The organism is Blastococcus sp. SYSU D00813, assembly GCF_054050735.1.
This window is the reverse complement of the sequence record NZ_JBJGZX010000015.1, coordinates 17,112-42,858: the sequence shown is the minus strand read 5'-3', so window position 1 is coordinate 42,858 and position 25,747 is coordinate 17,112. Positions and strand designations below refer to the sequence as shown.

Sequence of the window (25,747 nt, the reverse complement as noted above, 5' to 3'; positions counted from 1 at the left end):
CTCCTGCAGGGGCCCGTCGCGAGCCTGCGAGCGATGGGGGGCAGGGAGGTCCTTCAACTACCCTTGTCGATCATGCGAGCCTCCCGCGGTCTGCTGGCCGCCGCGTCCGGCCTGCTCCTCGCCCTCACCGGCTGCACGTCGGACGGCGGCGGGGACGACGCCGACACCACCGCCGCCGAGACGACGTCGGCGGCGCCGACGACCGCGGCGACGGACGTCGAGCCGATCGAGCTGCAGGACTGCACCGACGACCTCCTCGGCGTCGGCGTGGCCAACCCGCGGTCCCTGGCCTACGAGTGCGGCTACCTCGACGTGCCGATCAGCTACGAGGAGGCCGACAGCGAGACGCTGCCGATGTTCGTCATCCGCGCCCGCTTCCCCGGCCAGACCGACAAGATCGGGTCGCTGGTGGTCAACCCCGGCGGGCCCGGCGGCTCCGGCGCCGACGCGGCGCTGAGCCTGTCGCAGACGCTGCCCGAGGACGTGCTGCGGCGCTTCGACGTCGTCGGCTTCGACCCGCGCGGCGTCGGCCTGACCACGCCGGTCGAGTGCTTCACCGACGAGCAGAAGGACCAGTTCTTCGCCGACGAGCCGCGGCCGGTGCAGCAGGAGCAGCTCGACGCCGTCCTCGGCCTGTACGACGACATCGCGGCCTCGTGCGCCGACACGTACGGCGACGCGCTGGGCGCCTTCAACACCGTCGACACCGCGCGGGACATGGACCGGCTGCGGGCCGCGCTCGGTGACGAGCAGCTGACGTTCCTCGGCTACTCCTACGGCACCACCCTGGGATCCACCTACGCCGAGCTGTTCCCCGAGCAGGTGCGCGCGTTCGTCCTGGACGCCGCCGTCGACCCCGACGCGGACGCGCAGGCCAACGCGGAGGCGGGCGCCGCCGGCCTGGAGGCCGGGTTCGACGCCTTCGCCGCCAGCTGCACCGGCCTGATCTCCGGCTGCCCGGTCGGCGACAACCCGCGGCAGTTCGTCTACGACCTGCTCGGCCAGGCCGGGGCGGCGCCGATCCCCAGCAGCGCGCCCGGCGAGACGCGGCAGGCCACCCCGGGTGTCGTGATGACCGCCGTGACCGCGGCGATGTACGACCCGGCGTCGTGGCCGCAGCTGTCGCAGGCGCTGCGCGCGGCCCAGGCCGGGGACGCCGCCGGCCTCTTCTCCCTGGCCGACAGCTACAGCCAGCGGCAGGACGACGGCAGCTACTCGAACCTGTTCGACGCCAACCTGGCGATCAACTGCGCGGACACCCCCGAGGACGTCACCTTCAGCCGCGACCAGGTGGCGGCGCTGGCCGCGGACTGGGGCTTCCGCTACCCGCTGTTCGGCGCCGACTCGGCGGCGGCGCTGTACCTGTGCAGCGTGTGGGACGCCCCGCGGACCCCGCTGCCGGAGCGGGACGCCGAGGGCAGCGCGCCGATCGTGGTGGTGGGCAACGCCGGCGACCCGGTCACCCCGCTGTCCGGATCGGTGGACATGGCCGAGGACCTCACGTCCGGCGTCCTGGTCACCTGGCAGGGGCAGGGGCACACCGCCTACCCGAAGACCGATTGTGTGACAGGCGCGGTCAACGCCTACCTGATCGACCTCGTCGTCCCGCAGGATGGCCTGACGTGCCCGGCGTGAGCCCGGCGGGCTGACCTCGACGGAAGGGCGTGCATGGCCTCCAGCAAGGACGCCGTGGTCCTGCAGGTGGACGGGCGCGAGGTGCGCGTCTCGAACCCGGAGAAGCCGTACTTCGCCGAGCAGGGCATCCGCAAGATCGACGTCGTCGAGTACTTCGTCAGCGTCGGCGAGGGCATCCTGTTCGCCCTCAAGGACCGGCCGACCACGCTGGAGCGCTGGCCCGGCGGGGTGTTCGAGGGCGCACGGCTGTCGACGCGGATGGACAACACCGGCGACGCCTTCTACCAGAAGCGGGTGCCCAAGAACGCCCCGGACTGGGTCCCGACGGCGCACATCACCTTCCCCAGCGGGCGGACGGCGGACGAGATCGCGCCGGACTCGGTCGCCGTGGTCGCCTGGTGCGCCAACCTCGGCACGCTGACCTTCCACCCGTGGCCGGTCGGCAAGGACGACGTCGAGTCGCCGAACCAGATCCGCATCGACCTGGACCCGCAGCCGGGCACCGACTTCTCCGACGCCGTGTGGGTGGCCCCGCACGTGCGGGAGCTGCTCGCCGAGTTCGGCATGCAGGGCTGGCCGAAGACCTCCGGCGGCCGCGGCGTGCACATCTACGTGCCGATCCAACCGCGGTGGACCTTCACCGAGGTGCGCCGGGCGGTCATCGCCTTCGGCCGCGAGCTGGAACGGCGCCTGCCCGACCGCGTGACGATGTCGTGGTGGAAGGAGGAGCGCGGCGAGAAGATCTTCATCGACTACAACCAGATGGCCCGGGACCGCACGATCGCCTCCGCCTACTCCATCCGGCCCAAGCCGCACGCCCCGGTGTCGGCGCCGCTGGACTGGGACGAGCTGCCCGACGTCCACCCGACCGACTTCACCGTGCTGACCATGCCGGAGCGGTTCAAGGCCGTGGGTGACAAGCACGCCGGCCTGGCCGACCACGCGTTCGGCATCGAGCCGCTGCTGGAGCTGGCCGAGCGGCAGGCCGCCGACCAGGGCCTGGGCGACATGCCCTATCCGCCGGACTACCCGAAGATGCCGGGCGAACCGATGCGGGTCCAGCCCAGCCGTGCGAGAAAGCCCGCCGCCACGGAGGGCTGACCCCAGGGACGGCCGCGGCGGCGGGACCGAGCTCGAGCTGTGCGGTCCTCGGCGGTCAGTCCGGGTCGAGGCCGGAGTAGACGCGCAGCGCGTTGCCGCCGAGGACCAGCGGGACGACGTCCTCGGGGATGCCGAGCGAGGCCACGGCGCGGGCGTTGGCGGCCTGCCCCGGGACGCCGGGCCAGTCGGTGCCGTAGATGAACTTGCGGGCCAGCCGTCCCAGGTCGAACTTCGCGTAGTACTCGGGCAGCCGCTTCGGCGGCAGCCCGGAGAGCTCGATCCACACGTTCGGCCTGGAGACCGCGAGGAAGGCCGCGGCGTCGTACCACCAGCCGCGGCCGCCGTGCGCGAGCACGACGTGCAGGTCCGGGAAGTCCCGGATCACCGCGTCGAGCAACTGGGGGTCGGCGTAGGCGTTGGTCGAGCCGGGGAAGGTGCTGGTCCCGCAGTGCACGACCAGCGGCACACCCCGCTCGACCAGGACCGCGTAGGCGGGGTACATCGCCGCGTCGTCGGCGCGGAAGCCCCCGTGCACCGGGTGGATCTTCAGCGCCGCGGCGCCGAGGTCCAGCTGCCTCGTCAGCTCCTTCGCGATCGGGAAGTGCAGGTGCGGGTTGACGTTGGCCACCGGCCGGAACCGCCGCGGGTTGTGCTCGACGAGCGGCAGCAGGTCGTCGAAGCGCTGGTAGCCGGTGGCCTTGGGGCTGTACTCGCAGAACAGCAGGGCGACATCGACCCCCTGGTCGCCCATGTGCCGGTCCAGCGCCGCGGGGTCGGGCGTGCCGTCGGGCCGCCAGATCTCCTCGAGGATGCCGCTGGGGCCGAACTGCCGCGCCCAGTCGACCCACGCGGGCGCGAGGGTGTCCAGGTGCGGGACGTGGACGTGGGCGTCCACGAGGACGTGACCGTCGAGCATCCTCGGCTGACCTCTTCTCTCGTTCAGACCCAGCGCGGGAGGGCGGGCAGCGGCCCGTCGGCCTGCAGGCCCTCGCCCGTCGTCCGTCCGGTGACCCACCCGGCGACCGCCGGCAGGGACCCCGCGACGGCGGGCTCCCCGCTGCCCCACTCCCGGTCCCCGGCGAACAGTGTGAGGGGCGGGACCTCCCCGCGGCGCTGCCAGGCGGCGAACACCTCGTCGACCACGTCGGCCAGCACCCCGTCGGGGACGTCGGCGAAGCCGACCCCGGCGTCGAGGTCCACCGCGTGCACCCAGACCTCGCGGGCGCGCATCCCCAGCACCGCCGAGGCCGGCACGGTCCGGCCCTGCGCCGTCCGCACGGGCACGTCCCAGGCCTGCTCGGGCATCGCGGCCACGGCGTCGGCCAGGCGCCGCGCCGCGTCGACCACCTCGGCCTCCAGCTCGGCCGGCGGGAGCTCCGCCCGGCGGGCGATGTCGGCGTCCCGGGCCCCGGGCGAGGCGTACATCGGCGACTCGACCCCGGTGCGCGCCCAGGTCAGCAGGTTGACCAGCGCCTCGGCGTTGCCGGCCAGGTGACCGAGCACGTGCGCCCGGGTCCACCCGGGCAGCAGCGACGGGCCGGCGTGGTCGGCGGGGACCAGCCGGCCCATCGCGGTGCCGACGGCGCGCTCGCCGTCGGCCCACCAGGTCCGGACGCCGCTCACTTCTCCGCCACGCAGGTGTTGCGGCACTGCCCCAGCCCGGCGATGGAGGTGGTCAGCACCGCCCCCTCGGTGAGGTAGCGGGGTGGCTTGCGGGCGTGGCCGACGCCCCCCGGGGTGCCGAGCGCGATCACGTCGCCGGGCCGCAGGGTCAGGATCGTCGAGACGTAGGCGATCGTCGCGGCGGCACCGAAGACGAGGTCGGCGGTGTTGGCCGACTGCACGACCTCGCCGTCGACCTCGCAGCGCAGGTCCAGACCCTCGCCGGCCTCGTCCGGGGTGACCAGCTCGGGGCCGAAGGGCGTCGTCGCCTCGAACGTCTTGCCCTGCAGCCACTGCAGCGTCCGGTACTGCCAGTCACGGGCGGTGACGTCGTTGAGGACCGAGTACCCGGCGATGGCGGCGCCGGCGGCCGCCTCGTCGGCGTGCCGGACCGTGTCGCCCAGGACGACGGCCAGCTCCCCCTCCCAGTCCACGGCCTGCGACGCCTTCGGCAGCACCACGTCGTCGTACGCGCCGACCAGCGCCTCGGCGTACTTCGCGAACAGCGTCGGGAACTCCGGCGTCTCCCGGCCCATCTCCGCGATGTGCGCCCCGTAGTTGATCCCGACGCAGACGATCTTCCCCGGCCGCGGGACGACCGGCGCGTGGTCGAGCCCGCCGAGGTCGTGGGCCGGGCCGTCGGCGGCCTCGGCGAGCGCCCGCCAGCCGGGCCGGGCCAGCAGCTCGCCGACGTCGGTGTGACCGGTCTCGACGGCGCGGTCGGCGTCGACGCGGACGGCGCGGGTGCCGGTCGCGGTACGGATGGTGGCCAGGCGCATCAGGCGCTCGCTTCCGTGCGGAGGAGGGAGGACTTCTCGAAGACGGGGGCGTCGGAGAAGGTGAGCAGGTCGAGGTCGCAGCCGGCCGACCGGCCCCACAGCCGCTGCGAGTTCGAGCGGTCCGGCGTCCGCCGGTCGCGGACCTCGTCCGGGCCGAACTCGGAGGAGCCCCGGTCGGCCTGCGCCACGAGCGGGATGTCGGGGCCGTCGCGCCGGGCCATCGGGGTGTCGGCGCCGTTCTGGGAACCGTGGAAGGCCAGCCGGGGGGCGAGCGGCACCGCCCGTGGCGCCGGCACGTGCGGCACGAGGTCGCCGCGGGTGGTCCGCAGCGGGGTCGTGCCGACGGCGGCGAGGTCGCGGTGGAGCCCGGCCAGCCGGGCCCGGTGCCCGGGGCCGTCGAAGTCGGCCGCCGCGGTGGGGGTCCTCCGGGTGGCGGTCACGGTGCACTCCTCCCCGCCAGCCGCGCGGCGAGGTCCTCCCGCAGCGCCTTCTTGTCGATCTTCCCGACCTTCGTGGTCGCGAGGGCGTCGACCACCTCCAGCCGGTCGGGCCACTTGAACCGGGCGACCCCCGCCTGCTCGAAGGCGGCGCGGACGGCGTCCAGGGTCAGCTCCGCGCCGGGCTCGGGGACGGCGTAGACGCAGACGCGCTCGCCCAGCTCCGGGTCGGGCATCGCCACCGCGGCCACCTGTGCGACCTGCGGCAGCGTGTAGACGACGTTCTCGACCTCCTCGGCGCTGATCTTCTCCCCGCCCCGGTTGATCATGTCCTTGTCGCGGCCCTCCACGACGAGGTTGCCGTCGGGCCGGCGGCGGACGACGTCGCCGCTGCGGTACCAGCCGTCGGGGGTGAAGGCGCGCGCGTTCTGCTCCGGCGCCCGGTAGTAGCCGCGCGGGGTGTACGGGCCGCGGGTGAGCAGCGCGCCGGGCACGTCGTCGGGCAGGTCCCGGTCGTCGGGGTCGACGACGCGCACCTCGTCGCCCTCGCTCATCGGCCGGCCCTGGGTCGAGCAGATCACGTCCTCGGGGTCGTCGAGGCGGGTGTAGTTGAGCAGCCCCTCCGCCATCCCGAAGACCTGCTGCAGCGTGGCCCCGAGCACCGGCCGCACCCGGCGGGCGACCTCGTCGGCCAGCCGCGCACCGCCCACCTGCAGCACCTCGAGCGAGGCCACCTGCCCCGCGCCCGCCTCGGCGGCGTGGGCCAGCCAGCGCTGCGCCACCGCCGGGACGGCCGCGGTCACGGTCACGCCCTCCGCGGCGACGGTCGCGAAGGCCCGCTCCGGCTCCGGCGACGGCAGCATCACCACCCGGCCGCCGGCCAGCAGCGCGCCGAGGATCCCCGGGCAGGCCAGCGGGAAGTTGTGGGAGGCCGGCAGCGCGACGAGGTAGACGGTGCCGGGGCCGAAGCCGCACACCGCCGCGCTCTGCCGGGCGTTGTAGGAGTAGTCGTCGTGGGTCCGGGCGATCAGCTTGGGCAGCCCCGTCGTCCCGCCCGACAGCAGGAAGACCGCCACCGCTCGGCTGCCCGGCGGGTCGGCGTCCCAGCGGGCCCGCTCGGCGGCGGCGTCGGCCGGCGGGGCGCACAGCGCGGTGAGGTCCACGCTGCCGGGACCGGTCCCCTCCCCCACCACGAGCACGTGCCGCAGGGTCTGCGACCCGGCGACCAGCTCACCGGCCATCGCCTGGTGGTCGAACCCCCGGAGCGTGGTCGGGACGGCGATCGCGGCCGCCTCGCTGTGCCCGACGAGGTACGCGAGCTCGTGCTGCCGGTGGGCGGGCAGGGCCATGACGGGCACGATCCCGGCCCGCAGGCAGGCCAGCGTGAGGACGACGAACTCCCAGCAGTTGGGCAGCTGGACGACGAGCCGGTCCTCCCGGCGCAGCCCGAGGTCGTCGACCAGCCGGGAGGCCAGGGCGTCCGCGCGGGCCGTCAGCTCGGCGGAGGTCAGCCGCACGTCGCCGTCGACCAGCGCGACCTCGTCCGGGCGGGTGTCGGCGACCTCGTACAGGTCGGCGCCCAGCGACCGGCCGCGCCACCAGCCGCGGTCGGTGTACTCGCGGGCCAGCTCCTCCGGCCACGGGACGGTGCCCGCGGCGACCGGGGTGGCGGTGGTCGTCTCCACGTCAGCGCGCCTCCTGTCCGAGGGTCACCACGGCGTCCAGGGCCAGCAGCCCATCGGCGGTGACCCGGAGCGGGTTGACCTCGACGGACCCGACCTCGGGGTGGGCGGCCAGCAGGTCGCCGAGCGCGGCCAGCACGGCGCCGATCGCGGCCCGGTCGGCGACCGGGCCGCCGCGGAAGCCGTCGAGCAGGGCACGGCCGGCCAGCTCGCCGGCCAGGGCACCGGCCGCCTCGGGGGCCAGCGGCGCCGGGGCGACGGCGACGTCGGCCAGCGCCTCGGCCACGACGCCGCCCAGCCCGAGCAGCACGGTCGGGCCGAACACCGGGTCGCGCGTGGCGCCGGCGATCAGGTCGACCCCGGGCGGGGCCATCGACTCGACGAGGAAGCGGGTCGCGCCGGCGGCCTCGAGGGCGTCGAGGGCGGCGTCGAGCGCCGCCGGGTTCCCGACCCCCAGCACCACGCCGCCGACGTCGGTCTTGTGCGTCACCGCGGCGTCGAGCAGCTTCACGGCGACCGGTCCCGGCAGCTCGGCCAGCGCGGTGTGCGCGGCGGCCCGGTCGGCGCAGGCCCGCCGCGGCGGACAGGGCACGCCGAGGCCGCCGAGCAGCGTCTTGGCCTCGTCCTCGTCGAGGTCCCGGGTGAGCGGCGCGCCCGGGCCCGGCACCGCGACCGGGGCGCCCGCCGTGGCGCGGCCCCGGGCGTCGTCGACCAGCGCGGCGACCGCGGCGGTCAGCGCGGCCGGGCTCGTCAGCGCCGGCACCCCGAGCTCCCGCAGCGCGCGGCGCTGGGGCGCCACCTGCTCGGGCGGCCCGCCCACGCCGACGACCAGCGGACCGGCCCCGGCCGCGCGCACCGCGGCCGGCAGGTCCAGCGCGTCGGGCTCGGTCAGCGCGTAGGCGCTGACGAGGTCGACGGCCGGGTCCTCGGCGACCGCGGCGAGGACGCCGGCGAAGCCCGGGCCGGGGCGGCCGGTGTCGACCGGGTTGGCCTGGTAGGTCAGCGGGGGCAGCAGCTCGGCCAGCCGCTCCCGGGTGGGGCCGGCCAGCGGCGGGACGGCGACCCCGCGGCCGCGCAGGCCGTCGACGTGCAGCAGCCCCGGCCCGGCCTGCGCAGTGACCACGCCGACGCCGGGGTCGGGGGCGGGTGCGAGGCGCAGCGCCGAGAGCGCGGTGACCGCGTCGACCAGCTGCCGCTCGTCGTCCACGAGCACGGCGCCGGCCGCGCGCAGCGCGGCACGGGTGGTGCGCCAGGACGTCGCGAGCGCCCCGGTGTGCGAGCGGGCGAACTCGGCGACGTCGTTGCGGCCCACGACCAGCGCCACCACCGGCACCCGGGCCGTCGCCGCCCGGACGGCCGCCACCAGCGCCGGCCCGTCGGTCACCGACTCGACGTGCAGCGCGACCGCGCGGGTGGCGGGGTCGCCGGCCAGGTGGGTCAGCACGTCGGCGGCGGTGACATCGACGGCGTTGCCCAGCCCGACGGCCAGCGAGACGCCGAGCCCGGCCTCGGCCAGCAGGAAGGCCAGCGCGTGGTTGACCCCGCCGCTGGCCGCGACGACGGCGACCGGCCCGGCGCCGACCGCGGCGGCGCCGGGGACGAAGGAGGCGGTGAGCGCGCGGGCCGGCGCCAGGAACCCGGAGGTGTTGGGGCCCAGCAGGGCCACGCCGGTGTCGGCCGCCGCGGCGACCAGCTCGGCCTGGAACCCGACGCCCGGCCCGCCCGCCTCGGCGTACCCGCCCGAGCAGACCAGCGCGGCGCGCACCCCGCCGGCGGCGGCGTCGGCCAGTGCCCGGGCGGAGACGGCGGCGGGCACGCAGAGCACAGCCAGGTCGATGGGACCGGCGCCGGCTGCGGCGTCGGCGACCGAGGCGTACCGGCCGGCTGCGGGGTCGACGTCGCGCGCGTTGACCCCGGCGACCGGGCCGGGGAACCCCGACAGCGAGCGGGTCATGACCGCGCCGAGCTTGGCCGGGTCCCGGGAGGCGCCGACGACGGCGATCCCGCGCGGGGCGAACAGCGGCGCCAGCCGGTCCTGCTCCCCCGGCATCGGAGGGCTCACGGCGCGGCCACGAGGTCGGTGCGGCCGGACAGGACGGCGGTGAGCCGGGCGTCGTCGTCGGCGTCCTCCACCAGCAGCGCGGGCACGCGGTGCTCCAGGCGGGCGGCCTCGCACAGCAGCCGCCGGGTCAGCGGCGTCCCGCCGGAGACCGCGACCAGCGCCGCTCCGGCCGCCGTCCCCTCCGCCACGGCGGCCAGCGCGCCCGCCATCCCGGCCTCGTCGTCCGGGGCGGTCACCGCCAGCCCCCACGGGCCGGCGGCGGCACCCGCGGCGGTCCGCAGCGGCAGCGCACCGCCGGGCAGCAGCACCGCGCCGTCGCGGACGTCGACCACGCGGCCGGGCAGCCGGTGCCCCGCGACCTCGACGGGGCTGTCCAGCGGCGGCGCCCCGTGCTCGGCCTCCCACGCGCGGTGCACGTCGTCGACGAAGCCGGCGTCGCGCCGGCGCAGCTTGGCGTCGGGGAGGCTCCGGGTGAAGAAGTGGTAGGCGAACTGCCACGGGGGCAGCGCGTCGTGGCTGCGACCGAAGTGCTCCCACCAGGAGAGGCTCGGCCGCGCGGAGTCCTGGATCTTCGCCACCTGCGGCCGGCGCGTCTCGGCGTAGGCGGCCAGGGCGGCGTCGACGTCGTCGGCGGAGCCGCCGGGGTGGGCGTCCAGCGCGGCGACCAGGGCGATCGCGTCCTCCATCGCCATCTTGGTGCCGGAGCCGACGGAGAAGTGGGCGGTGTGGGCGGCGTCGCCGAGCAGGGCGATGCCCGTGCCGCCCACCCGGTGCGTCCAGCGGGCGGTCCGCAACGTGCGGAAGTTGGCCCAGCGGGAGTTGTTCACCAGCAGCGGGGCGCCGTCGATCGCCTCGGCGAACAGCTCCTGCAGGTAGTCCCGGGTGCGCTCGTCGCTGGGGCCGGGCGGCTGCGTGACGTCGAACGCGTCGAGGCCGGCGGCCCGCCACGACGCCTCGTCGGTCTCCACGATGAAGGTCGAGACCCCGTTGCCGATCGGGTAGCCGTGCACCGCGAACACGCCGTGCGGACCCCGCTCGTGCACGAAGGTCAGCCCGTCGAACGGGTACGTCGTGCCGAGCCAGACGAACTTCGCCGTCGCCGTCTCCACCGTGGCGCCGAAGACGTCGGGGAAGCGGTTGCGCAGCCGGGAGTTGGCGCCGTCCGCGGCGACCACCAGGTCGTACCCGGCCGCGAGCAGCGCGTCGGGGTCGGCCTCGGCGGAGAAGCGGACGTCGACGCCGGCCGCGATCGCCCGCTCCTGGAGCAGGCGCAGCAGGATCCGCCGCTCGACGGCGGCCATGCCGTTGCCCCCGCACGACAGCCGCTCGCCGTGCAGCCGGACCTCGATCGGGTCCCAGTGCACGCCGTGCTCGGTCAGCGCGGTCCGCAGCACCGGGTCGGCGGCGTGGATCCCGGCGAGCGTTGCGTCGGAGAAGACGACGCCGAAGCCGAAGGTGTCCTCCGCCCGGTTGCGCTCGAACACGGTGACCTCGCGGGAGGGGTCCGACGTCCGGGCGAGTGCGGCCGCGAACAGGCCGCCGGGGCCGCCGCCGAGCACCGCGATCCGCATCGACCGATCCCCCTCGTCCGACTCCGACGGCAACATGTGTCACTTGCTTGACGGACGACGCCACTGTGGCACACATTGGGGCCGCCGCGACAGAGTCCCTCGACCCGGGAGGCGCAGCGAGGTGAGGCCCCGCTCGGTCGTCTTCGACCTCTTCGGCGACCACCTGCGCTACTGCGGCGGGGTCGTGCGCATGCAGGCGCTGGCCGAGCTGCTCGGCGTCTTCGGCATCGGCGAGAGCACCGCGCGGGTCGTGCTGTCCCGGATGCGCCGCGAGGGCTGGTTCGCCACCCGCCGCGAGGGGCGGCAGACCGTCTATGCGCTGACCGAGAAGAGCTGGCGCCTGCTCGACGAGGGGCGCGACCGGATCCTCGACCGCGGGAACGCCGGCTGGGACGGCGAGTGGCGGATGGTGCTCTACGCCGTCCCCGAGGCCGAGCGCGCCGAGCGGGAGCGGGTGCGCCGGGCGCTGTCCTGGCTGGGGTTCGGCCCCCTCGCGCCGTCGGTGTGGCTGAGCCCGCACCCGCGGCTGGCGGCCGCGGAGGAGGCCCTCGCCGGCACGTCGGCGACCCGGGTGGAGCTGCTCACCGCCCGCAGCGGCGGCCGCGAGGCCGACCGGCGGATGGCCGCCCGCTGCTGGGACCTCGACACCCTCGGCCGCGACTACACCGACCTGGTCGCCGAGCTCGACCAGCTCCTCCCGGCCGCAGAGCTGGCGGCCCTGCCCGGTGCGGAGGCGCTGCGCCGGCGGATCGAGCTGATCTCCACCTACCGGCGCTTCCCGTTCCGCGACCCGGACCTGCCCGGTGAGCTGCTGCCCGAGGGCTGGCCCGGCGCCCGCGCGCACGCCCTCTTCCTCGCCGCGCACGCGGCGCTGGAGGCCCCCGCCGACGGGTTCGTCCGGCAGGTGCTCGACCGGCACACCTGACCTGCACCACCCGCGTCCGGCCGGGCGCGGTCCACCCTCGACGAGGAGGAACGGACATGGCGGACTTCGTCCTGCAGCACGGCGCGTGGCACGGCGGGTGGTCCTGGCAGCCGGTGGCCGCGCGGCTGCGCGCGGCCGGGCACCGGGTCAGCACCGTCACCAGCCCGGGGCTCGCCGTCGACGACGACCCCCGCGGGGTCACGCTCGCCGACTGCGTCGACGCCCTCGTGGCCCACGTGGAGTCGACCGACCGCCGCGACGTCACCCTCGTCGGGCACAGCTGGGGCGGGTACGTCGTCGCCGGCGCCGCGCCGCGGCTGGCCGACCGGCTGGCCGGCGTCGTCTTCTGGAGCGCGTTCGTCCCCGAGGCCGGCCGCTCGCTGTACGACGAGGTGCCCCCGCCCTACCAGGAGCTGTTCGCCTCGCTGGCGGCCGCGTCGGACGACGACACCGTCGCCCTGCCGCTCGAGGTGTTCCAGAACGGCTTCATGAACGACGCCGACCCGGCCACCGCCGCCGTCGTCCACTCCGTGCTGCGCCCGCAGCCCTACCGGACCTTCACCGACGAGCCGGTGGGCGGCAACGCCTACCGCGAGCTCGGCGTCCCGCTGCACTACGTCTACTCGACCGAGGACGTCGCACTGCCGCCCGGCGAGCACGCCTGGACCCCGCGCTTCCCCGACCGCTGCGGCGCGACGCCGGTGACCGTGCCGGGCAGCCACGAGTCGGTCTTCACCCGGCCGGCGGAGCTCGCGGCGGGCATCCTGCGCGCGGTGGGGGCGGACTGAGCCGGCCGCTCCCGGCACCGGGACCAACGGCCCGGCGGCACCCGCCCGGGGTGACAGCACCGGCCACCCACAGCACGATGAGAGCTGGATCACATCCGCGCGGATCCGCGCGGACGGACCCGAGACGAGGAGTTCCATGACCGACCGACCGGGCGTCCCCGCCCGCGAGCTGTCCGACGAGGAGCTGGAGCGCCAGGGCGTGCACGCGCACGCCATGCGGCACTGGGTGTTCCTGCACGGCACCGCCGACCAGTTCCGCACCCACACCGAGCGGATGCTGGAGCTGGAGCAGGAGTACCTGCGCCGCCACCCGCAGCGCACCTGGCAGGGCTCCGGCGGCGACGCCGACGCCCCCTCCCGCGACGACCGCATCCGCGACCTGGTGCAGACCTTCACCCGCGCGATCACCGCGCTGCTCGACGAGGAGCCCGCCCCCGCCGCCCCGGCGCACCGGCGCGACCCCGAGGAGGCCCAGGCGGCCCTGCTCCGGCGCTTCGCCGAGGCGCCCGACGGGCGGCTGCACAAGCTCGAGGCGCACCAGATCGCCCGGCAGCTGGCCCCGGACAACCACCTGGTGGCCCGGCTCTACCGCTCGGACCCGCCGCTGCTGCAGGCGGAGAAGGACGCCCGCGTGATCACCGAGGCGGGCCGCGCCTGGCTGGCCGCCCACCCGGCCCCGGCGTAGACCGGCGGGCAGCGTGCGGTCAGCCCTCGCGGGCGAGCTCCGCCCACGCCGCCTGGGCCCGACCGGCCCAGGCGGCGTGCCGCTCGCGGAAGACCTCGGCCGCGCGGTTGCCGCTCCACCGCGGCGGCAGCAGCTCGCGGGGCAGGCCGGGGTCCAGCAGCGGGAAGCGCCGCCACTCCTGCACGAGCCGCACCTGGGCGACCAGCGCCTGCCGGTCGGTGCGGGGCCGGCGCCGGCCCACCAGGTCGAGGAAGTCCTCGTAGCGGCCCTCGATGTCGTCGAGGTCCCAGGCCGACCGGGCCAGCGAGCGCTCGTCCCCGACCTGGCCGGCGGCGGCGGCGAACGTCCAGCTGCCGGCCAGCAGACCCAGCTCCTCCAGCGCCTCGCGCACCTCCGGCTCCCGGCCGGTCCAGGGGGTGACCCACGTGCTGGGGGCGGGCGACCCCAGCCCCGCCCAGCCCAGCTGCGTGCGCAGCCGCTGGCGCACGGCCCGGTTGTTCTCCGGCACCCCGACCAGCGCGACCAGCCAGCGGCCGTCCCACTCGCGCTCGTCGGTGGCGAAGCCGTAGATCCGCTCGCTGCCCTCCCGCAGCAGCCGCGTGCCGGCCGCGGTCAGCGACCAGCGCGTCTCCCGGCCGACGCGCGAGGGCGCGATCCAGCCCGAGTCCGCGGTCCGCATGATCGCCTGGCGGGCGGCCTTCTCGGCGATGTCGAGCTCGCCCAGCAGCTCGATGAGCGTCGCCGTCCACACCGGGCGCCCGGCGGGCAGCACGAACTCGCCGAGCACGGTCAGCAGCAGGCTGCGGGCACTCGCCGCGCCCAGCTCCTGGCGACGCGTGACGAAGGGACCGCCGACTGCCTCCACGTCCCCCATCGTGGCATCCCCCCTCCCCCTCGCCGCGTCCCCCGGACGGCTGGGACCCGTGTCGGCAACGACTCGGTAACGGGTCGCGCCCATCGACTGTGGCGCTTGACACAGCCCGTTGCGCTCTACAGCATCCCTCAAGACAGACGTGCAGCTGTAGCACGTCGCGCACCCTCGCGGAGACCATCATGGCCGTGCCGGACCTGTCCCGTCGTCAGCTGCTCGGCGCCTTCGGAGTGGGCATCGGGGGGCTCGCGCTGTCCGCCTGCGGGGGCGGCAGCCTCGGTGACGACGACGGCGGGGACGGCGGCGGCGGGGGCGGTGGCGGGGGCGGCGGGACCATCCGCGTCGGCCTCGTGATCCCCCAGGCCGGCGTCTACACGCCCCTGGGCACCGACATGAAGAACGGCTGGGACCTCTGGCTCCAGCAGAACGACGGGAAGATGGGCGACTGGACGGTCGAGACCGTCACCGCCGACGAGGGCGAGGGCCCCGACACCGGCGTGCCGGCGATCCAGCAGCTGATCGGCGACGTGGACGTGGTCGTCGGCATCGTCAACTCGGCGACCGCCCTCGGCGTCGTCGAGCAGTTCACCGAGGAGGAGAAGCTGCTCCTCATCAGCAACGCCGGCGCGGTGGCCATCACCGGCGACGCCCGCACGGACTTCGTCTGGCGGGTGTCGTTCACCAACGCCCAGAACTCCTACGCGATGGGCGAGTACCTCGCCGGCCAGAACGTGGGCTCGGTCTTCATCATGGCGCCGGACTACGCGGCCGGTCAGGAGAACGTCACCGCGTTCACCGAGGCCTTCGAGGCCGGGGGCGGCACCGTCGCCGGCTCCGCGCTCTCGCCGTTCGGGACCACCCAGGACTTCCAGCCGTTCCTGCAGCGCGCGCAGTCCTCCGGCGCGAACGCGGTGTTCTGCTTCTACAGCGGCGGCGAGGCCGTCAGCTTCGTCAACCAGTACGCCGACTTCGGCCTCAAGGACACCATCCCGCTCTACGGCTCGGGCTTCCTCACCGAGGGCAGCGTGCTCCAGGGCCAGGGGGCCAACGCCGTGGGCATCCAGACGACGCTGCAGTACTCGACCGAGATCGACAACGAGGCCAACCGGACGTTCGTCGAGGCCTACCAGGGCGCCTACGACGTGCTGCCGACGGTGTTCGCCATGTCGACCTACGACGCGGCCAACGTGCTGAGCAAGGCCCTCGCCGAGGCCGGCGCCACCGACGGCCCGGCGCTGGTCGAGGCGCTCGGCGGGCTCGGGACGATCGACGACAGCCCGCGCGGGCCGTGGGAGTTCGAGGACCAGAACCCGAACCAGACCATCTACCTGCGCGAGGTCGTCGACGAGGGCGGCACGCTGATCAACTCCGTCGTCGAGGAGCTCGGGCAGTACGGGACCGTCTGACGCCAGAGTCCGGGCGGGGGTTCCCCCCCGCCACAGGCACCCGTCCGGGGCCGGGTCGGCGACCCGGCCCCGGACGGCCGTAGACCGGGAAGGCTCCCACCATGGCGGACTGGTTCTCCGAGAACCTGGTCAGCATCCTCAACGGCTTCGCGATCGGCTCGCTGCTGTTCATCCTCGCCGTCGGCCTGTCGATCGTCTTCGGGATGATGGGCGTGCTCAACCTCGCCCACGGCGCCTTCTACCTCGTCGGCACCTACCTGGCGTACTCGCTGCTCGACGACGGCGTCACCTGGGGCGGCTTCCTGGGCGCACTCGCCCTGGCCGCCGTGTTCGGCCTCGTCGCCGGCGGCGCGCTGTCGGTGATGACCGAACCGCTGGCGAAGCGGCCGATCCTCGACCAGGCGCTGCTCACCCTGGGCGTCTCGCTCATCGTCGCCGAGGTGCTGTCGATCATCTACGGCAACGACGTCTACAGCATCGCCCCGCCGCCGGGCCTGGACGACCGGGTCGACGTCGGCGACGGCTCCCTGCCCGTCTACCGCCTCGCCCTCATCGGCATCGGCCTGGTCCTGGCCCTGGTCGTCTACCTCGTCGTGGAGAAGACCTCGGTCGGCGCCCTGGTCCGGGCCAGCGTCGCCGACCGGGAGATGGTCTCGGCGATGGGCATCGACAACCGCAAGGTCAAGGTCGCCGTCCTCGGCATCGGCTCGGCGCTGGCGATGGTGGCCGGCGTGCTCGGCACCCCCGTCTACGGCGTCGACCCGGGCCTGGACGAGTCGGTCCTGCTGCTCGCGCTCATCGTCGTCGTCATCGGCGGCCTCGGGTCGGTCAAGGGCGCGCTGATCGGGGCCCTGGTCATCGGGCAGGTCGACTCGCTCGGCCGGGCGCTGCTGCCCGAGCTGGCCTCGTTCATCCTCTTCGGCGCCCTGGCCGTGGTCCTCATCGTCCGCCCGCGCGGGCTCTTCGGCCCGAGGAAGGTGGCGTCATGACCGCCTCCGTCCGCCCGTCCACCGAGCCGTCGGCGGCTGCGGCCGCTCGCGGCGGGAGCAGCCCGTCGGGCGGCGCCCGCCGCCCGCGCGGCCGGGCGCCGCTGCGGGCCGTACCGGCGCTCGCCGCGCTCGTCCTGCTGGCGCTGGTGCCCTACGTGTTCGGCCCCGACGAGACGCAGATCCTCAGCCGGGTGCTGATCTTCGGCCTGTTCGCCGTCAGCCTCGACCTGCTGGTGGGGATCACCGGCCTGCCGTCGCTGGGCCACGCCGCCTACTTCGGCGTCGGCGCCTACACCGCCGGGCTGGTCGCCGAGCACTGGACGCCGAACGCCCCCGTGCCGGTGCTGGCGGCCGCCGTCGCGGGCGGCGCGGCCGCCGTCCTCACCGGGTGGCTGGTCGTCCGCAGCGACGGCGTCTTCTTCCTCATGCTCACCCTCGCCATCGGCGAGATCACGTCCCAGCTGGCGCTGCAGCTCGACGACGTCACCGGCGGGTCCGACGGGCTCTTCGGCATCCCGAACTTCCGCATCGGCGGCGAGGTCCTGCGCCTCGAGGGCTACCGGTACTGGTACGTCCTCACCGTCTTCACCGTCACCTTCGCGGCCGTCTGGCTGATCTCCCGCTCGCCGTTCGGGCTGGCGCTGCGCGGCATCCGCGACAACGAGGCCCGCATGCGCTCGCTGGGCTACTCGCCGTTCCGGTACAAGTACGCGGCCTACGTGCTCGCCGGCGCCTTCGCCGGGGTGGCCGGCGGGCTGTTCGCCCAGCTGAACCGGATCGTCAACCCCAGCGACGCCGGCTTCGCGCTGAGCGCGATCACCCTGCTGGCCCTCGTCCTGGGCGGCGCCGGGTCGCTGTGGGGCCCGGTGGTCGGCATGGCCGTCGTCGTCGTGGTCCGCGACTACTACGGCCCCGACCTCGGCGGGCACGGCCCGCTCGTGCTCGGCATCGTCTTCGTGCTCGCCGTCTACGTCCTCCCCCGCGGCTTCGCCGGGCTGGCCGGGCTCACCGGCCTGCGGCGGGGACGACGCGAACGGACCCCCGGCGACGGCGCCGTCCCCGGCAGCGGCAGCACCCCCGGCAGCACCCCCGGCAGCGAGGAGCGACCGGCATGACCACCCCCCTGCTCGAGCTGCGCGGCGTCACCCGGCAGTTCGGCGCGCTCAAGGCCGTCGACGGCGTCGACCTGCAGGTCCCGGCCGGCGCGCGGCACGCGCTGATCGGACCGAACGGCGCCGGCAAGAGCACGCTGTTCAAACTCGTGACCGGCTCGATGCCGGTCACCAGCGGCACCGTCTCGCTCGACGGCACCGACATCACGAAGCTGGGCGAGGCCCAGCGGGCGCGCCGCGGGATCAGCCAGACCCTGCAGCACTCGAGCCTGTTCCTCAGCCAGACCGTCGAGCGCAACGTGGTGATGGCCGCCCAGCGCCAGCCCGGCGGCAGCCGCCACTCCCTGGTCCCCCGCCGGCAGAAGGCGACCCGCGAGCGGGCCCACCAGCTGCTCGAGGACGTCGGCCTGGCCGCGCGCTCCGGGGCGCTGGTGTCGGCGCTGTCGCACGGCGAGCGGCGGCAGCTGGAGGTCGCCGTCGCGCTGGCGTGCGAGCCGCGGCTGCTGCTGCTCGACGAGCCGGCCGCCGGCATGTCCCCCGCGGAGAGCGCCCGCCTGGTCGGGCTGCTCAAGGCCCTCCCGGAGACGGTGACCCTCGTGATCGTCGAGCACGACCTCGACGTCGTCTTCGCCCTCGCCACCTCGGTGACCGTGCTGCACCTGGGCAAGCTGCTGCTGACCGGGTCGCCGGACGAGGTGCGGGCCAGCTCGGCGGTGCAGGAGGCCTACCTCGGCACCGGCCGCGAGTCGCTGTTCCTCGACTCCTCCGAGGCCGCCGGCCTCGGGGTGACCCGTGCCGGGCAGGAGGTGGGCTGAGTGCTCGAGGTCCGTGGACTGGAGTCCGGCTACAAGCGCAGCACCGTCCTGCAGGGGGTCGACCTCGACCTCGACGCCGGCCGCGTGCTCGGCCTGCTGGGGCGCAACGGCGTGGGCAAGTCGACCCTGATCAACACGCTCATGGGCCTGGTGACCCCCTCGGCGGGCCGGGTCACCCTCGACGGCCGCGACTTGACCGGGAAGCGCCCCGACGTCATCGCCCGGGCCGGTGTCGCGCTCGTGCCGCAGGGCCGGCGCACCTGGGCGCCGCTCACGGTGACCGAGCACCTCGACCTCGCCGCCCGCCGGGGCCGGGGCAAGGGCCCCTGGGACACCGGCCGCGTGATCGACCTGCTCCCCCGCCTCGGCGAGCGGCGCAGGCACGAGGCCGGTCAGCTCTCCGGCGGCGAGCAGCAGATGCTCGCCATCGCCCGCGCCCTGCTGACCAACCCCCGCCTCGTCCTCATGGACGAGCCCTCCGACGGGCTGGCGCCGGCGGTCGTCGACCTCATCGGGGAGGCGATCGGCGGCATGAAGGCCGAGGGCGTCACCCTGCTCGTCGTCGAGCAGGACCTGCACCTGGCCTTCGCCGTCGCCGACGAGATCGCCGTCATGGACAAGGGCCGGATCGTGCACCGCTCCCCCACCCTGGAGTTCCGCAAGGACTCCTCGGTGGCGCACGCGCTGCTCGGCGTGGCCTGAGGGCGGGGCGACCCGTGCGCGCCGAGGACAACGTCCGCATCACCCGGACCGGCCCGGGCACGCCGGCCGGGGAGTTCATGCGCCGCTACTGGCAGCCCGTGGCGCTCGCCGAGGAGCTCGCCGGCGACCGGCCGGTCGTGCCGGTCCGGGTGCTGGGCGAGGACCTGGTCCTGTTCCGGGACGACGACGGCGGGCTGGGCCTCATCGACCGCCGCTGCCCGCACCGCGGCGCCGACCTCGCCCTGGGCCGGCGGGAGGACGGCGGGCTGCGCTGCTACTTCCACGGCTGGCTGCTGGCCGGCGACGGGCGCTGCCTGGAGACGCCGGCCGAGCCGGAGGACAGCACGCTGGCGTCCAAGGTCCGCTTCAGCCACTACCCGGTGCAGGAGCGCAACGGCGTCGTCTGGGGGTACCTGGGGCCGGGCGAGCCGCCGGAGTTCCCCGCCCTGGACTGCTTCGCCGCACCGGAGGAGTACACCTTCGCCTTCAAGGGGTTCCTCGACTGCAACTGGCTGCAGGCGCTCGAGGTGGGCATCGACCCGGCGCACGCCTCCTACCTGCACCGCTTCGAGGTCGACGAGGACCCGGCCGACAGCTACGGCAAGCAGTTCCGCTCCTCCAGCCTGGGCACCGACCTGCCGATGACCCGGATCCTGCGGGAGTACGGCCGCCCGGAGATCCTCAACGCCCGCACCGACTACGGGCAGCGGATCGTGGCGTTGCGGACCCTGGACAAGGGCGGCGAGGACGGCAGCCGCACCCACGTGCGGATCACCCACCAGGTGTTCCCGCACGGGATCACCATCCCGCTGTCGTCGACGATGGCGATCACCCAGTGGCACGTGCCCGTCGACGACGTCACCTGCTACTGGTACGCGATGTTCACCAGCCTCGACGAGCCGGTGGACCAGGCGACGATGCGCGCGCAGCGGCTCGACGGGATCACGCTGCCGGACTACAAGCCGGTGCGGAACCGGGCCAACAACTACCGGTTCGACCCCGAGGAACAGCGGACGACGACCTACACCGGCCTCGGCCCGGACATCAACGTGCACGACCAGATGGCCGTCGAGGGTCAGGGACCGGTCCACGACCGCACGCGGGAGAAGCTCAGCCGCTCGGACAAGGCGATCATCACCTACCGCCGGATGCTGATGGCCGCCATCGACGCCGTCGAGGCCGGCGGTGACCCGCAGACGCTGCTGCACGACAAGGCCGAGGTGGAGAGCCGCGGACCCATCCCGCTCGACGGCATCGGCCCCACCGGCGCGTGGGAGCCCTTCTGGGCCGAGGCGATCGCCCGGCTGCGCGCCGCGAGCCCCTGGGCCGGCGCCTGGACCGCGGCGCTGACCACCGGGCCGGCCGGGGTGCGCGCCGAGGACGTCGAGCCGGAGGACCCGACGGTCCTCGCCCCCCGCCGCCGCCCGTGAGCGGACAGGGGCGTGGACACCGCAGCGAGCGCAGGCGAGCGAGGAGCGCAGCGCCCCGCGCGAGCGGACCGGTGACGTGGTGACGGGGTTCGTCGAGGAGTTCGGCGGGTGGGGCGAGGAGGAGCGCGCCGCGGCCCGGGAGCTCGTGGAACGGGTCGACGTCGACCGGGTGGAGACCGTGCGGGTCGGCTTCGTCGACCTGCACGGCCTGGTCCGCGCCAAGACCGTCGTGGCAGACCAGCTGCCGGGCGTCCTCGCCGCCGGCCTGCCGATCGTGAGCACGCTGCTGTCGAAGGACACCTCCGGGCGCACGGTCTACGGCGCCTTCGCCCCCGACGGCGGGGTGGGCGTCGCCGGGATGGGCGGTGCCGGGGACGTCGTCATGGTCCCCGACCCCACCACCTTCCGCGTGCTCCCCTGGGCCGGCCGCACCGGCTGGCTGCTGTCGGACCTGCGGCTCAAGGACGGCGGGCCCGTGCCGTTCGACCCCCGCGGCGCGCTGCGGACGGCGCTGGGCCGGGCCGCCGACCGCGACCTGGAGCTGGTGACCGGCCTGGAGCTGGAGTTCCACCTGCTGCACGCCGGCCCGGACCCGCTCGGCGGCCCGCTCGACCCGGCGGAGGTGAACCGCCCCGGCGCCCCGGGCAGGGCGCCCGCCGTCTCCCCGGTGGACCGCGGCTACCAGCTGCTCTCCGAGGACCGCGCCGACGCCCTCGAGCCGTTCCTGGCCGACCTGGCCCGTACCCTGCGCCGCCTCGGCCTCCCGCTGCGCACCGTGGAGGTGGAGTTCGGCCCCGGCCAGGTCGAGGTCACGACCGCGCCGCTGCGCGGCCTGGGCAGCGCGGACGCGATGGTGCTGCTGCGCGCCGCCGTCCGGGCGGTCGCCCGGCGGGCCGGGCTGCTCGCCACGTTCATGTGCCGGCCCCAGCTGCCCGAGGCGTGCTCCAGCGGCTGGCACCTGCACCAGTCGCTGGTCCGTCCCGACGGGGGCAACGCCTTCGTCGAGGACGACGGGCTCTCTCCCGTGGGCGCCGGCTACCTGGGCGGTCTGCTGCGGCACGCCCGGGCGGGGTGCGTCTTCGCCGTCCCCACCGTCAACGGCTACAAGCGGTTCCAGCCCAACTCCATGGCCCCCGACCGGGTGCTGTGGGCGCACGACAACCGCGCCGCGATGCTGCGCGTGGTCGGCTCCGCCGCGCGCGGGGACCTGCACGTGGAGAACCGCGCCGGCGAGCCGGCCGCGAACCCCTACCTGGCGATGGCGGCGCAGCTGGTCGCCGGGCTCGACGGGGTGGAGCGCGCGCTGGACCCCGGCCCCTCGGCCGACCAGCCGTACGCCACCGAGGCGCCGCGGCTGCCCACCAGCCTGGCCGAGGCGGTGCGCGCCCTGGACGGGGACACCGAGCTCCGCGCCCTGCTGGGCCCGGCCCTGGTCGACCACTACGCCGGCGTGAAGCGCGCGGAGGTCGCCCGCTTCGAGGCCGCGGTGACCGACTGGGAGCAGCGCGAGTACCTGTTGCTGTTCTGAGGCCGCCCGCAGCACGAGTGACGCACGACACACCGTGACACCGGCAGGTCGCGGCGCCGCCCGCCCGGAGGGGGCTCGTGGACGGCCCGCCTTCCCGGGCCGGAGGTCATCCACGCTGGTCAGGCCGCCGCCTCCCGGGCCTGCCCCGCAGGGCGTGGCCTGCCGGGACGGCGCCGCACGCGGCCACCACCGGCCGAGCCGGGCCACCCTGGTGACCCGCTACACACCTCTACACGATCCTCCCCACTTGCACAGGATGGTGTAGCACGTCACCATGGGTGCACGAGGCCTGCGGGGATCCCCTGCGCCTGCTCCGTCCCCCTGGGAGGCACCGTGACCACGCTGGAAGACCGTTCGACGACGGCGGCGGAGGGCCCGGCCCCGGTGGCCGAACCGGCCGCGACGGTGGAGGTCTCGTTCCAGACCTCGCCGGAGCAGTACCGGCACTGGCGGCTGTCGGTCGACGGCGAGATCGCCACGCTGACGCTCGACGTCGACGAGAACGGCGGCCTCGTCCCCGGCTACGAGCTGAAGATGAACAGCTACGACCTGGGCGTCGACATCGAGCTGCACGACGCGGTCCAGCGGCTGCGCTTCGAGCACCCCGAGGTCAAGGCCGTCGTCGTCGCCAGCGGCAAGGAGCGCATGTTCTGCGCCGGCGCCAACATCAAGATGCTGGCCGCCTCGCCGCACAGCTGGAAGGTGAACTTCTGCAAGTTCACCAACGAGACCCGCAACGGCATCGAGGACGCGACCCGCAACTCGGGTCTGCCGTTCGTCGCGGCGGTCAACGGCACGGCGGCCGGCGGCGGCTACGAGCTCGCACTGGCGTGCGAGCAGATCGTCCTGGTCGACGACAACTCCTCGGCCGTCTCGCTGCCCGAGGTCCCGCTGCTGGGGGTGCTGCCCGGCACCGGCGGCCTGACCCGCGTGGTCGACAAGCGCGGGGTGCGCCGCGACCTCGCCGACATCTTCTCCACCACCGCCGAGGGCGTCCGCGGCGAGCGCGCCGTGCAGTGGCGGCTGGTCGACGCCGTCGCCAAGGCGCGCGACTTCGACGCCGAGGTGCAGCGCCGGGCGGCCGAGCTCGCCGCCGGCTCCTCCCGGCCCGGGGCCGGCGCGCAGGGCGTCGCGCTCACCCCGCTGCAGCGCGAGACCACCGACGACGGCTTCCGCTACGAGCACGTGCGCGTCGTCCTCGACCGCGACTCGGGGACGGCGACCATCACGGTGCTGGGCCCGACCGCCGTCCCCGCCTCGGTGGAGGAGCTGCAGGGCCAGGGCGACTCGGGCTGGTTCCTGGCGATGACCCGCCAGCTCGACGACACGATCCTGCACCTGCGCACCAACGAGCTGGCCCTGGGCACCTGGCTGCTGCGCACCGAGGGCGACCCCGCGCTCGCCGCCGCCTACGACGAGTTCCTGCTCGCCCACCGCGGGCACTGGCTGGTCAACGAGATGATCGGCTTCTACAAGCGCACGGCCAAGCGCCTGGACACCACCTCGCGCAGCCTGTTCGCGCTGATCGAGCCGGGCAGCTGCTTCGTCGGCGCGCTCGCCGAGATCGCCTTCGCCGCCGACCGCCAGTACATGCTCGAGGGCCAGTTCGAGGACGACGACGACCCGAAGCCCCCGGCGGTGGTCCGCCTCGACGAGTTCAACACCGGCCTGCTGCCGATGGGCAACGACATGACCCGGCTGCAGGTCCGGTTCCTCGGCAGCGCCGAGGAGCTGGCCGCGGCCGAGGCGGCGGTGGGCCGCGACCTGCTCGCCGCCGACGTCGCCGAGCTCGGCCTGGTCACCGCCACCCCGGACGACATCGACTGGGAGGACGAGGTCCGCCTGGCCATCGAGGAGCGGGCGAGTTTCTCCCCCGACGCGCTGACCGGCATGGAGGCCAACCTCCGCTTCGCCGGCCGGGAGACGCCGGAGACCAAGGTCTTCGGCCGGCTCACCGCCTGGCAGAACTGGATCTTCCAGCGGCCCAACGCCGCTGGCCCCGAAGGAGCACTGCGCCGCTACGGCACCGGCAAGCGGGCCGACTACGACAGGAAGCGGGTCTGAGCCATGACCACCACCGAGAGCACACCGCAGACCGGCACGGTCACCGGGGACGCCCCTGAGCCGACCGGCCCGCTGTCGAAGATCGACTACAGCGAGCGGATCCCGAACAACGTCGACCTGGCCAGCGACCGCAAGCTGCAGCGCGCGCTGGAGGGCTGGCAGCCCAAGTTCCTCGACTGGTGGCGCAACCTCGGGCCGTCGATCCCGACCTCGGACGTGTACCTGCGCACCGCGGTCGCCGTCGGCCGCGACGGCTGGGCGCACTTCGACCGGGTGCCGATGGAGGAGTACCGGTGGGGCATCTTCCTCGCCGAGCGCGACCCCGACCGCAAGGTGAACTTCGGCCAGCACAAGGGCGAGCCGGCCTGGCAGGAGGTCCCCGGTGAGTACCGCTCGGACCTGCGCCGGCTGATCGTCGTCCAGGGCGACACCGAGCCCGCCTCGGTCGAGCAGCAGCGCCACCTGGGCGCGACCGCGCCGTCGCTCTACGACATGCGCAACCTCTTCCAGGTGAACGTGGAGGAGGGCCGTCACCTGTGGGCGATGGTCTACCTGCTGCACGCCTACTTCGGGAAGGACGGCCGCGAGGAGGCCGAGCAGCTGCTCAAGCGCAACTCCGGCGACTACGACAGCCCGCGCATCCTCGGCGCCTTCAACGAGGACACCACCGACTGGCTGCAGTTCTTCATGTTCACCTACTTCACCGACCGGGACGGCAAGTACCAGCTCGGCACGCTGAAGGAGAGCGGCTTCGACCCCCTGGCGCGCACCTGCGAGTTCATGCTCAAGGAGGAGGCGCACCACATGTTCGTCGGCACCACCGGCGTGCAGCGGACGGTGGAGCGCACCGCGCAGCTGATGAAGGAGCACGGCACCGACGACATCTGGGAGCACGGCGGCATCCCGCTGTCGGTCATCCAGAAGTACCTCAACTTCCAGTTCTCGGTGTCGATGGACCTCTTCGGCGCCGAGACGTCGTCGAACGCGGCCGCGTACTACACCGCCGGCCTCAAGGGCCGCTGGATGGAGACCCGCCGCAAGGACGACCACCTGCTGCACGACCTGACCATGGACGTGCCGGTGATCGAGGACGGCCGGCTGGCCACCAAGACGGTGCCGATGCTCACCGCGCTCAACCTCGACCTGCGCAACGAGTACGCCGCCGACTGCGAGAACGGCGTCAAGCGCTGGAACCAGGCGCTGGAGGAGGCCGGCCTCGAGCAGCGGCTGACCCTCCCCCACCAGGGCTTCAACCGGAAGGTCGGCGCCTTCGCCGGGCACCACGTGTCCCCCGACGGCGAGGTCCTGGACGCCGCCACCTGGGAGCAGCGGGCCGCGGACTGGCTGCCGTCGGCCGAGGACCGGGCCCGCGTGGCCGAGCTGATGAAGCCCTGCCACGAGCCCGGTCAGTTCGCCGGGTGGATCGCACCGCCGTCGGTCGGGATCAACTCCCTGCCGGTCGAGTACGACTACGTCCGCTTCTGAGCGGACTCCGCCCCGGCG

22 protein-coding genes are annotated in these 25,747 nt (G+C 74.8%); 14 read left to right on the top strand and 8 right to left on the bottom strand.

Annotated features, from left to right (window positions below):
* Positions 1-72 precede the first annotated feature (72 nt).
* On the top strand, positions 73-1,635 hold the full coding sequence (locus ACI8AX_RS12555; protein WP_456550154.1) for an alpha/beta hydrolase: 1,563 nt from the start codon (positions 73-75) through the stop codon (positions 1,633-1,635).
* A 33-nt stretch (positions 1,636-1,668) separates the two neighbouring features.
* Positions 1,669-2,736, top strand: coding sequence for a DNA polymerase domain-containing protein (locus ACI8AX_RS12550; RefSeq protein WP_456550153.1), 1,068 nt, complete (start codon positions 1,669-1,671; stop codon positions 2,734-2,736).
* 55 nt (positions 2,737-2,791) lie between these two features.
* On the opposite strand, the gene ACI8AX_RS12545 is transcribed toward ACI8AX_RS12550, so the two are convergent.
* From ACI8AX_RS12545 to ACI8AX_RS12515, 7 genes are read right to left on the bottom strand one after another with little or no spacing between them, the layout of a single operon-like run.
* The gene (locus ACI8AX_RS12545) at positions 2,792-3,652 is read right to left on the bottom strand and encodes an amidohydrolase family protein (RefSeq protein ID WP_456550152.1); all 861 of its coding nucleotides are present in this window, start codon (positions 3,650-3,652) and stop codon (positions 2,792-2,794) included.
* A 23-nt stretch (positions 3,653-3,675) separates the two neighbouring features.
* Positions 3,676-4,359 carry a maleylpyruvate isomerase family mycothiol-dependent enzyme gene (locus ACI8AX_RS12540; RefSeq protein ID WP_456550151.1) on the bottom strand — a complete coding sequence of 228 codons (684 nt, stop codon included), beginning with the start codon at positions 4,357-4,359 and terminating at the stop codon, positions 3,676-3,678.
* Positions 4,356-5,177: a fumarylacetoacetate hydrolase family protein gene (locus tag ACI8AX_RS12535; protein WP_456550150.1), complete on the bottom strand. Its 822-nt coding sequence runs from the start codon at positions 5,175-5,177 to the stop codon at positions 4,356-4,358. Before ACI8AX_RS12535 ends, ACI8AX_RS12540 begins: the two co-directional genes overlap by 4 nt.
* Complete coding sequence (locus ACI8AX_RS12530) at positions 5,177-5,617, bottom strand: hypothetical protein (protein ID WP_456550149.1); 441 nt, start codon at positions 5,615-5,617, stop codon at positions 5,177-5,179. Before ACI8AX_RS12530 ends, ACI8AX_RS12535 begins: the two co-directional genes overlap by 1 nt.
* Complete coding sequence (locus ACI8AX_RS12525) at positions 5,614-7,299, bottom strand: (2,3-dihydroxybenzoyl)adenylate synthase (protein WP_456550148.1); 1,686 nt, start codon at positions 7,297-7,299, stop codon at positions 5,614-5,616. Before ACI8AX_RS12525 ends, ACI8AX_RS12530 begins: the two co-directional genes overlap by 4 nt.
* A 1-nt stretch (position 7,300) precedes the next feature.
* On the bottom strand, positions 7,301-9,346 hold the full coding sequence (locus ACI8AX_RS12520; protein WP_456550147.1) for an acetate--CoA ligase family protein: 2,046 nt from the start codon (positions 9,344-9,346) through the stop codon (positions 7,301-7,303).
* An 8-nt stretch (positions 9,347-9,354) separates the two neighbouring features.
* Entirely contained in the window at positions 9,355-10,929 is a 1,575-nt protein-coding gene (locus ACI8AX_RS12515; protein WP_456550146.1) for an FAD-dependent monooxygenase, read from the bottom strand.
* A gap of 121 nt (positions 10,930-11,050) precedes the next feature.
* Here ACI8AX_RS12515 and ACI8AX_RS12510 point away from each other — a divergent pair, with 121 nt between their 5' ends.
* The 3 genes from ACI8AX_RS12510 (at position 11,051) to ACI8AX_RS12500 (ending at position 13,327) form a co-directional block, all read left to right on the top strand.
* Positions 11,051-11,854 (top strand): PaaX family transcriptional regulator, encoded by an 804-nt coding sequence (locus ACI8AX_RS12510; RefSeq protein ID WP_456550145.1) that lies wholly within the window; start codon positions 11,051-11,053, stop codon positions 11,852-11,854.
* A 56-nt stretch (positions 11,855-11,910) separates the two neighbouring features.
* Positions 11,911-12,642 (top strand): alpha/beta fold hydrolase, encoded by a 732-nt coding sequence (locus ACI8AX_RS12505; protein WP_456550144.1) that lies wholly within the window; start codon positions 11,911-11,913, stop codon positions 12,640-12,642.
* A gap of 136 nt (positions 12,643-12,778) precedes the next feature.
* A complete protein-coding gene (locus ACI8AX_RS12500; protein WP_456550143.1) occupies positions 12,779-13,327 on the top strand; it encodes a DUF6158 family protein in 549 nt (182 codons plus the stop codon).
* Between the two features lie 19 nt (positions 13,328-13,346).
* Here the strand turns inward: ACI8AX_RS12500 and ACI8AX_RS12495 are convergent, their stop codons facing one another.
* The gene (locus tag ACI8AX_RS12495) at positions 13,347-14,201 is read right to left on the bottom strand and encodes a PaaX family transcriptional regulator (RefSeq protein ID WP_456550142.1); all 855 of its coding nucleotides are present in this window, start codon (positions 14,199-14,201) and stop codon (positions 13,347-13,349) included.
* 179 nt (positions 14,202-14,380) lie between these two features.
* Here ACI8AX_RS12495 and ACI8AX_RS12490 point away from each other — a divergent pair, with 179 nt between their 5' ends.
* From ACI8AX_RS12490 to boxB, 9 genes are all read left to right on the top strand, one after another.
* Entirely contained in the window at positions 14,381-15,604 is a 1,224-nt protein-coding gene (locus ACI8AX_RS12490; protein WP_456550141.1) for an ABC transporter substrate-binding protein, read from the top strand.
* A 101-nt stretch (positions 15,605-15,705) separates the two neighbouring features.
* Positions 15,706-16,593: a branched-chain amino acid ABC transporter permease gene (locus ACI8AX_RS12485; protein ID WP_456550140.1), complete on the top strand. Its 888-nt coding sequence runs from the start codon at positions 15,706-15,708 to the stop codon at positions 16,591-16,593.
* Positions 16,590-17,708 (top strand): branched-chain amino acid ABC transporter permease, encoded by a 1,119-nt coding sequence (locus ACI8AX_RS12480; protein WP_456550139.1) that lies wholly within the window; start codon positions 16,590-16,592, stop codon positions 17,706-17,708. The genes ACI8AX_RS12485 and ACI8AX_RS12480 overlap by 4 nt, the downstream gene beginning before the upstream one ends.
* Positions 17,705-18,520, top strand: coding sequence for an ABC transporter ATP-binding protein (locus tag ACI8AX_RS12475; RefSeq protein ID WP_456550138.1), 816 nt, complete (start codon positions 17,705-17,707; stop codon positions 18,518-18,520). The genes ACI8AX_RS12480 and ACI8AX_RS12475 overlap by 4 nt, the downstream gene beginning before the upstream one ends.
* On the top strand, positions 18,521-19,222 hold the full coding sequence (locus tag ACI8AX_RS12470; RefSeq protein WP_456550137.1) for an ABC transporter ATP-binding protein: 702 nt from the start codon (positions 18,521-18,523) through the stop codon (positions 19,220-19,222). It begins immediately after the preceding gene.
* Between the two features lie 14 nt (positions 19,223-19,236).
* Entirely contained in the window at positions 19,237-20,652 is a 1,416-nt protein-coding gene (locus ACI8AX_RS12465; protein WP_456550136.1) for a Rieske 2Fe-2S domain-containing protein, read from the top strand.
* A 76-nt stretch (positions 20,653-20,728) separates the two neighbouring features.
* Positions 20,729-22,180, top strand: a complete 1,452-nt coding sequence (locus ACI8AX_RS12460; RefSeq protein ID WP_456550135.1) for a glutamine synthetase family protein — start codon at positions 20,729-20,731, stop codon at positions 22,178-22,180.
* 333 nt (positions 22,181-22,513) lie between these two features.
* Positions 22,514-24,244: a 2,3-epoxybenzoyl-CoA dihydrolase gene (boxC, locus tag ACI8AX_RS12455; protein WP_456550134.1), complete on the top strand. Its 1,731-nt coding sequence runs from the start codon at positions 22,514-22,516 to the stop codon at positions 24,242-24,244.
* Positions 24,245-24,247: 3 nt separating this feature from the next.
* On the top strand, positions 24,248-25,729 hold the full coding sequence (boxB, locus tag ACI8AX_RS12450; protein WP_456550133.1) for a benzoyl-CoA 2,3-epoxidase subunit BoxB: 1,482 nt from the start codon (positions 24,248-24,250) through the stop codon (positions 25,727-25,729).
* Positions 25,730-25,747 lie beyond the last annotated feature (18 nt).

Coding starts and splice junctions, on each gene's coding strand:
- ACI8AX_RS12555 (WP_456550154.1), top strand. CDS start 73: ATGCGAGCCTCCCGCGGTCTGCTGGCCGCCGCGTCCGGCCTGCTCCTC.
- ACI8AX_RS12550 (WP_456550153.1), top strand. CDS start 1,669: ATGGCCTCCAGCAAGGACGCCGTGGTCCTGCAGGTGGACGGGCGCGAG.
- ACI8AX_RS12545 (WP_456550152.1), bottom strand. CDS start 3,652: ATGCTCGACGGTCACGTCCTCGTGGACGCCCACGTCCACGTCCCGCAC.
- ACI8AX_RS12535 (WP_456550150.1), bottom strand. CDS start 5,177: ATGCGCCTGGCCACCATCCGTACCGCGACCGGCACCCGCGCCGTCCGC.
- ACI8AX_RS12520 (WP_456550147.1), bottom strand. CDS start 9,346: ATGCCGGGGGAGCAGGACCGGCTGGCGCCGCTGTTCGCCCCGCGCGGG.
- ACI8AX_RS12515 (WP_456550146.1), bottom strand. CDS start 10,929: ATGCGGATCGCGGTGCTCGGCGGCGGCCCCGGCGGCCTGTTCGCGGCC.
- ACI8AX_RS12505 (WP_456550144.1), top strand. CDS start 11,911: ATGGCGGACTTCGTCCTGCAGCACGGCGCGTGGCACGGCGGGTGGTCC.
- ACI8AX_RS12500 (WP_456550143.1), top strand. CDS start 12,779: ATGACCGACCGACCGGGCGTCCCCGCCCGCGAGCTGTCCGACGAGGAG.
- ACI8AX_RS12495 (WP_456550142.1), bottom strand. CDS start 14,201: ATGGGGGACGTGGAGGCAGTCGGCGGTCCCTTCGTCACGCGTCGCCAG.
- ACI8AX_RS12490 (WP_456550141.1), top strand. CDS start 14,381: ATGGCCGTGCCGGACCTGTCCCGTCGTCAGCTGCTCGGCGCCTTCGGA.
- ACI8AX_RS12485 (WP_456550140.1), top strand. CDS start 15,706: ATGGCGGACTGGTTCTCCGAGAACCTGGTCAGCATCCTCAACGGCTTC.
- ACI8AX_RS12480 (WP_456550139.1), top strand. CDS start 16,590: ATGACCGCCTCCGTCCGCCCGTCCACCGAGCCGTCGGCGGCTGCGGCC.
- ACI8AX_RS12475 (WP_456550138.1), top strand. CDS start 17,705: ATGACCACCCCCCTGCTCGAGCTGCGCGGCGTCACCCGGCAGTTCGGC.
- boxB (WP_456550133.1), top strand. CDS start 24,248: ATGACCACCACCGAGAGCACACCGCAGACCGGCACGGTCACCGGGGAC.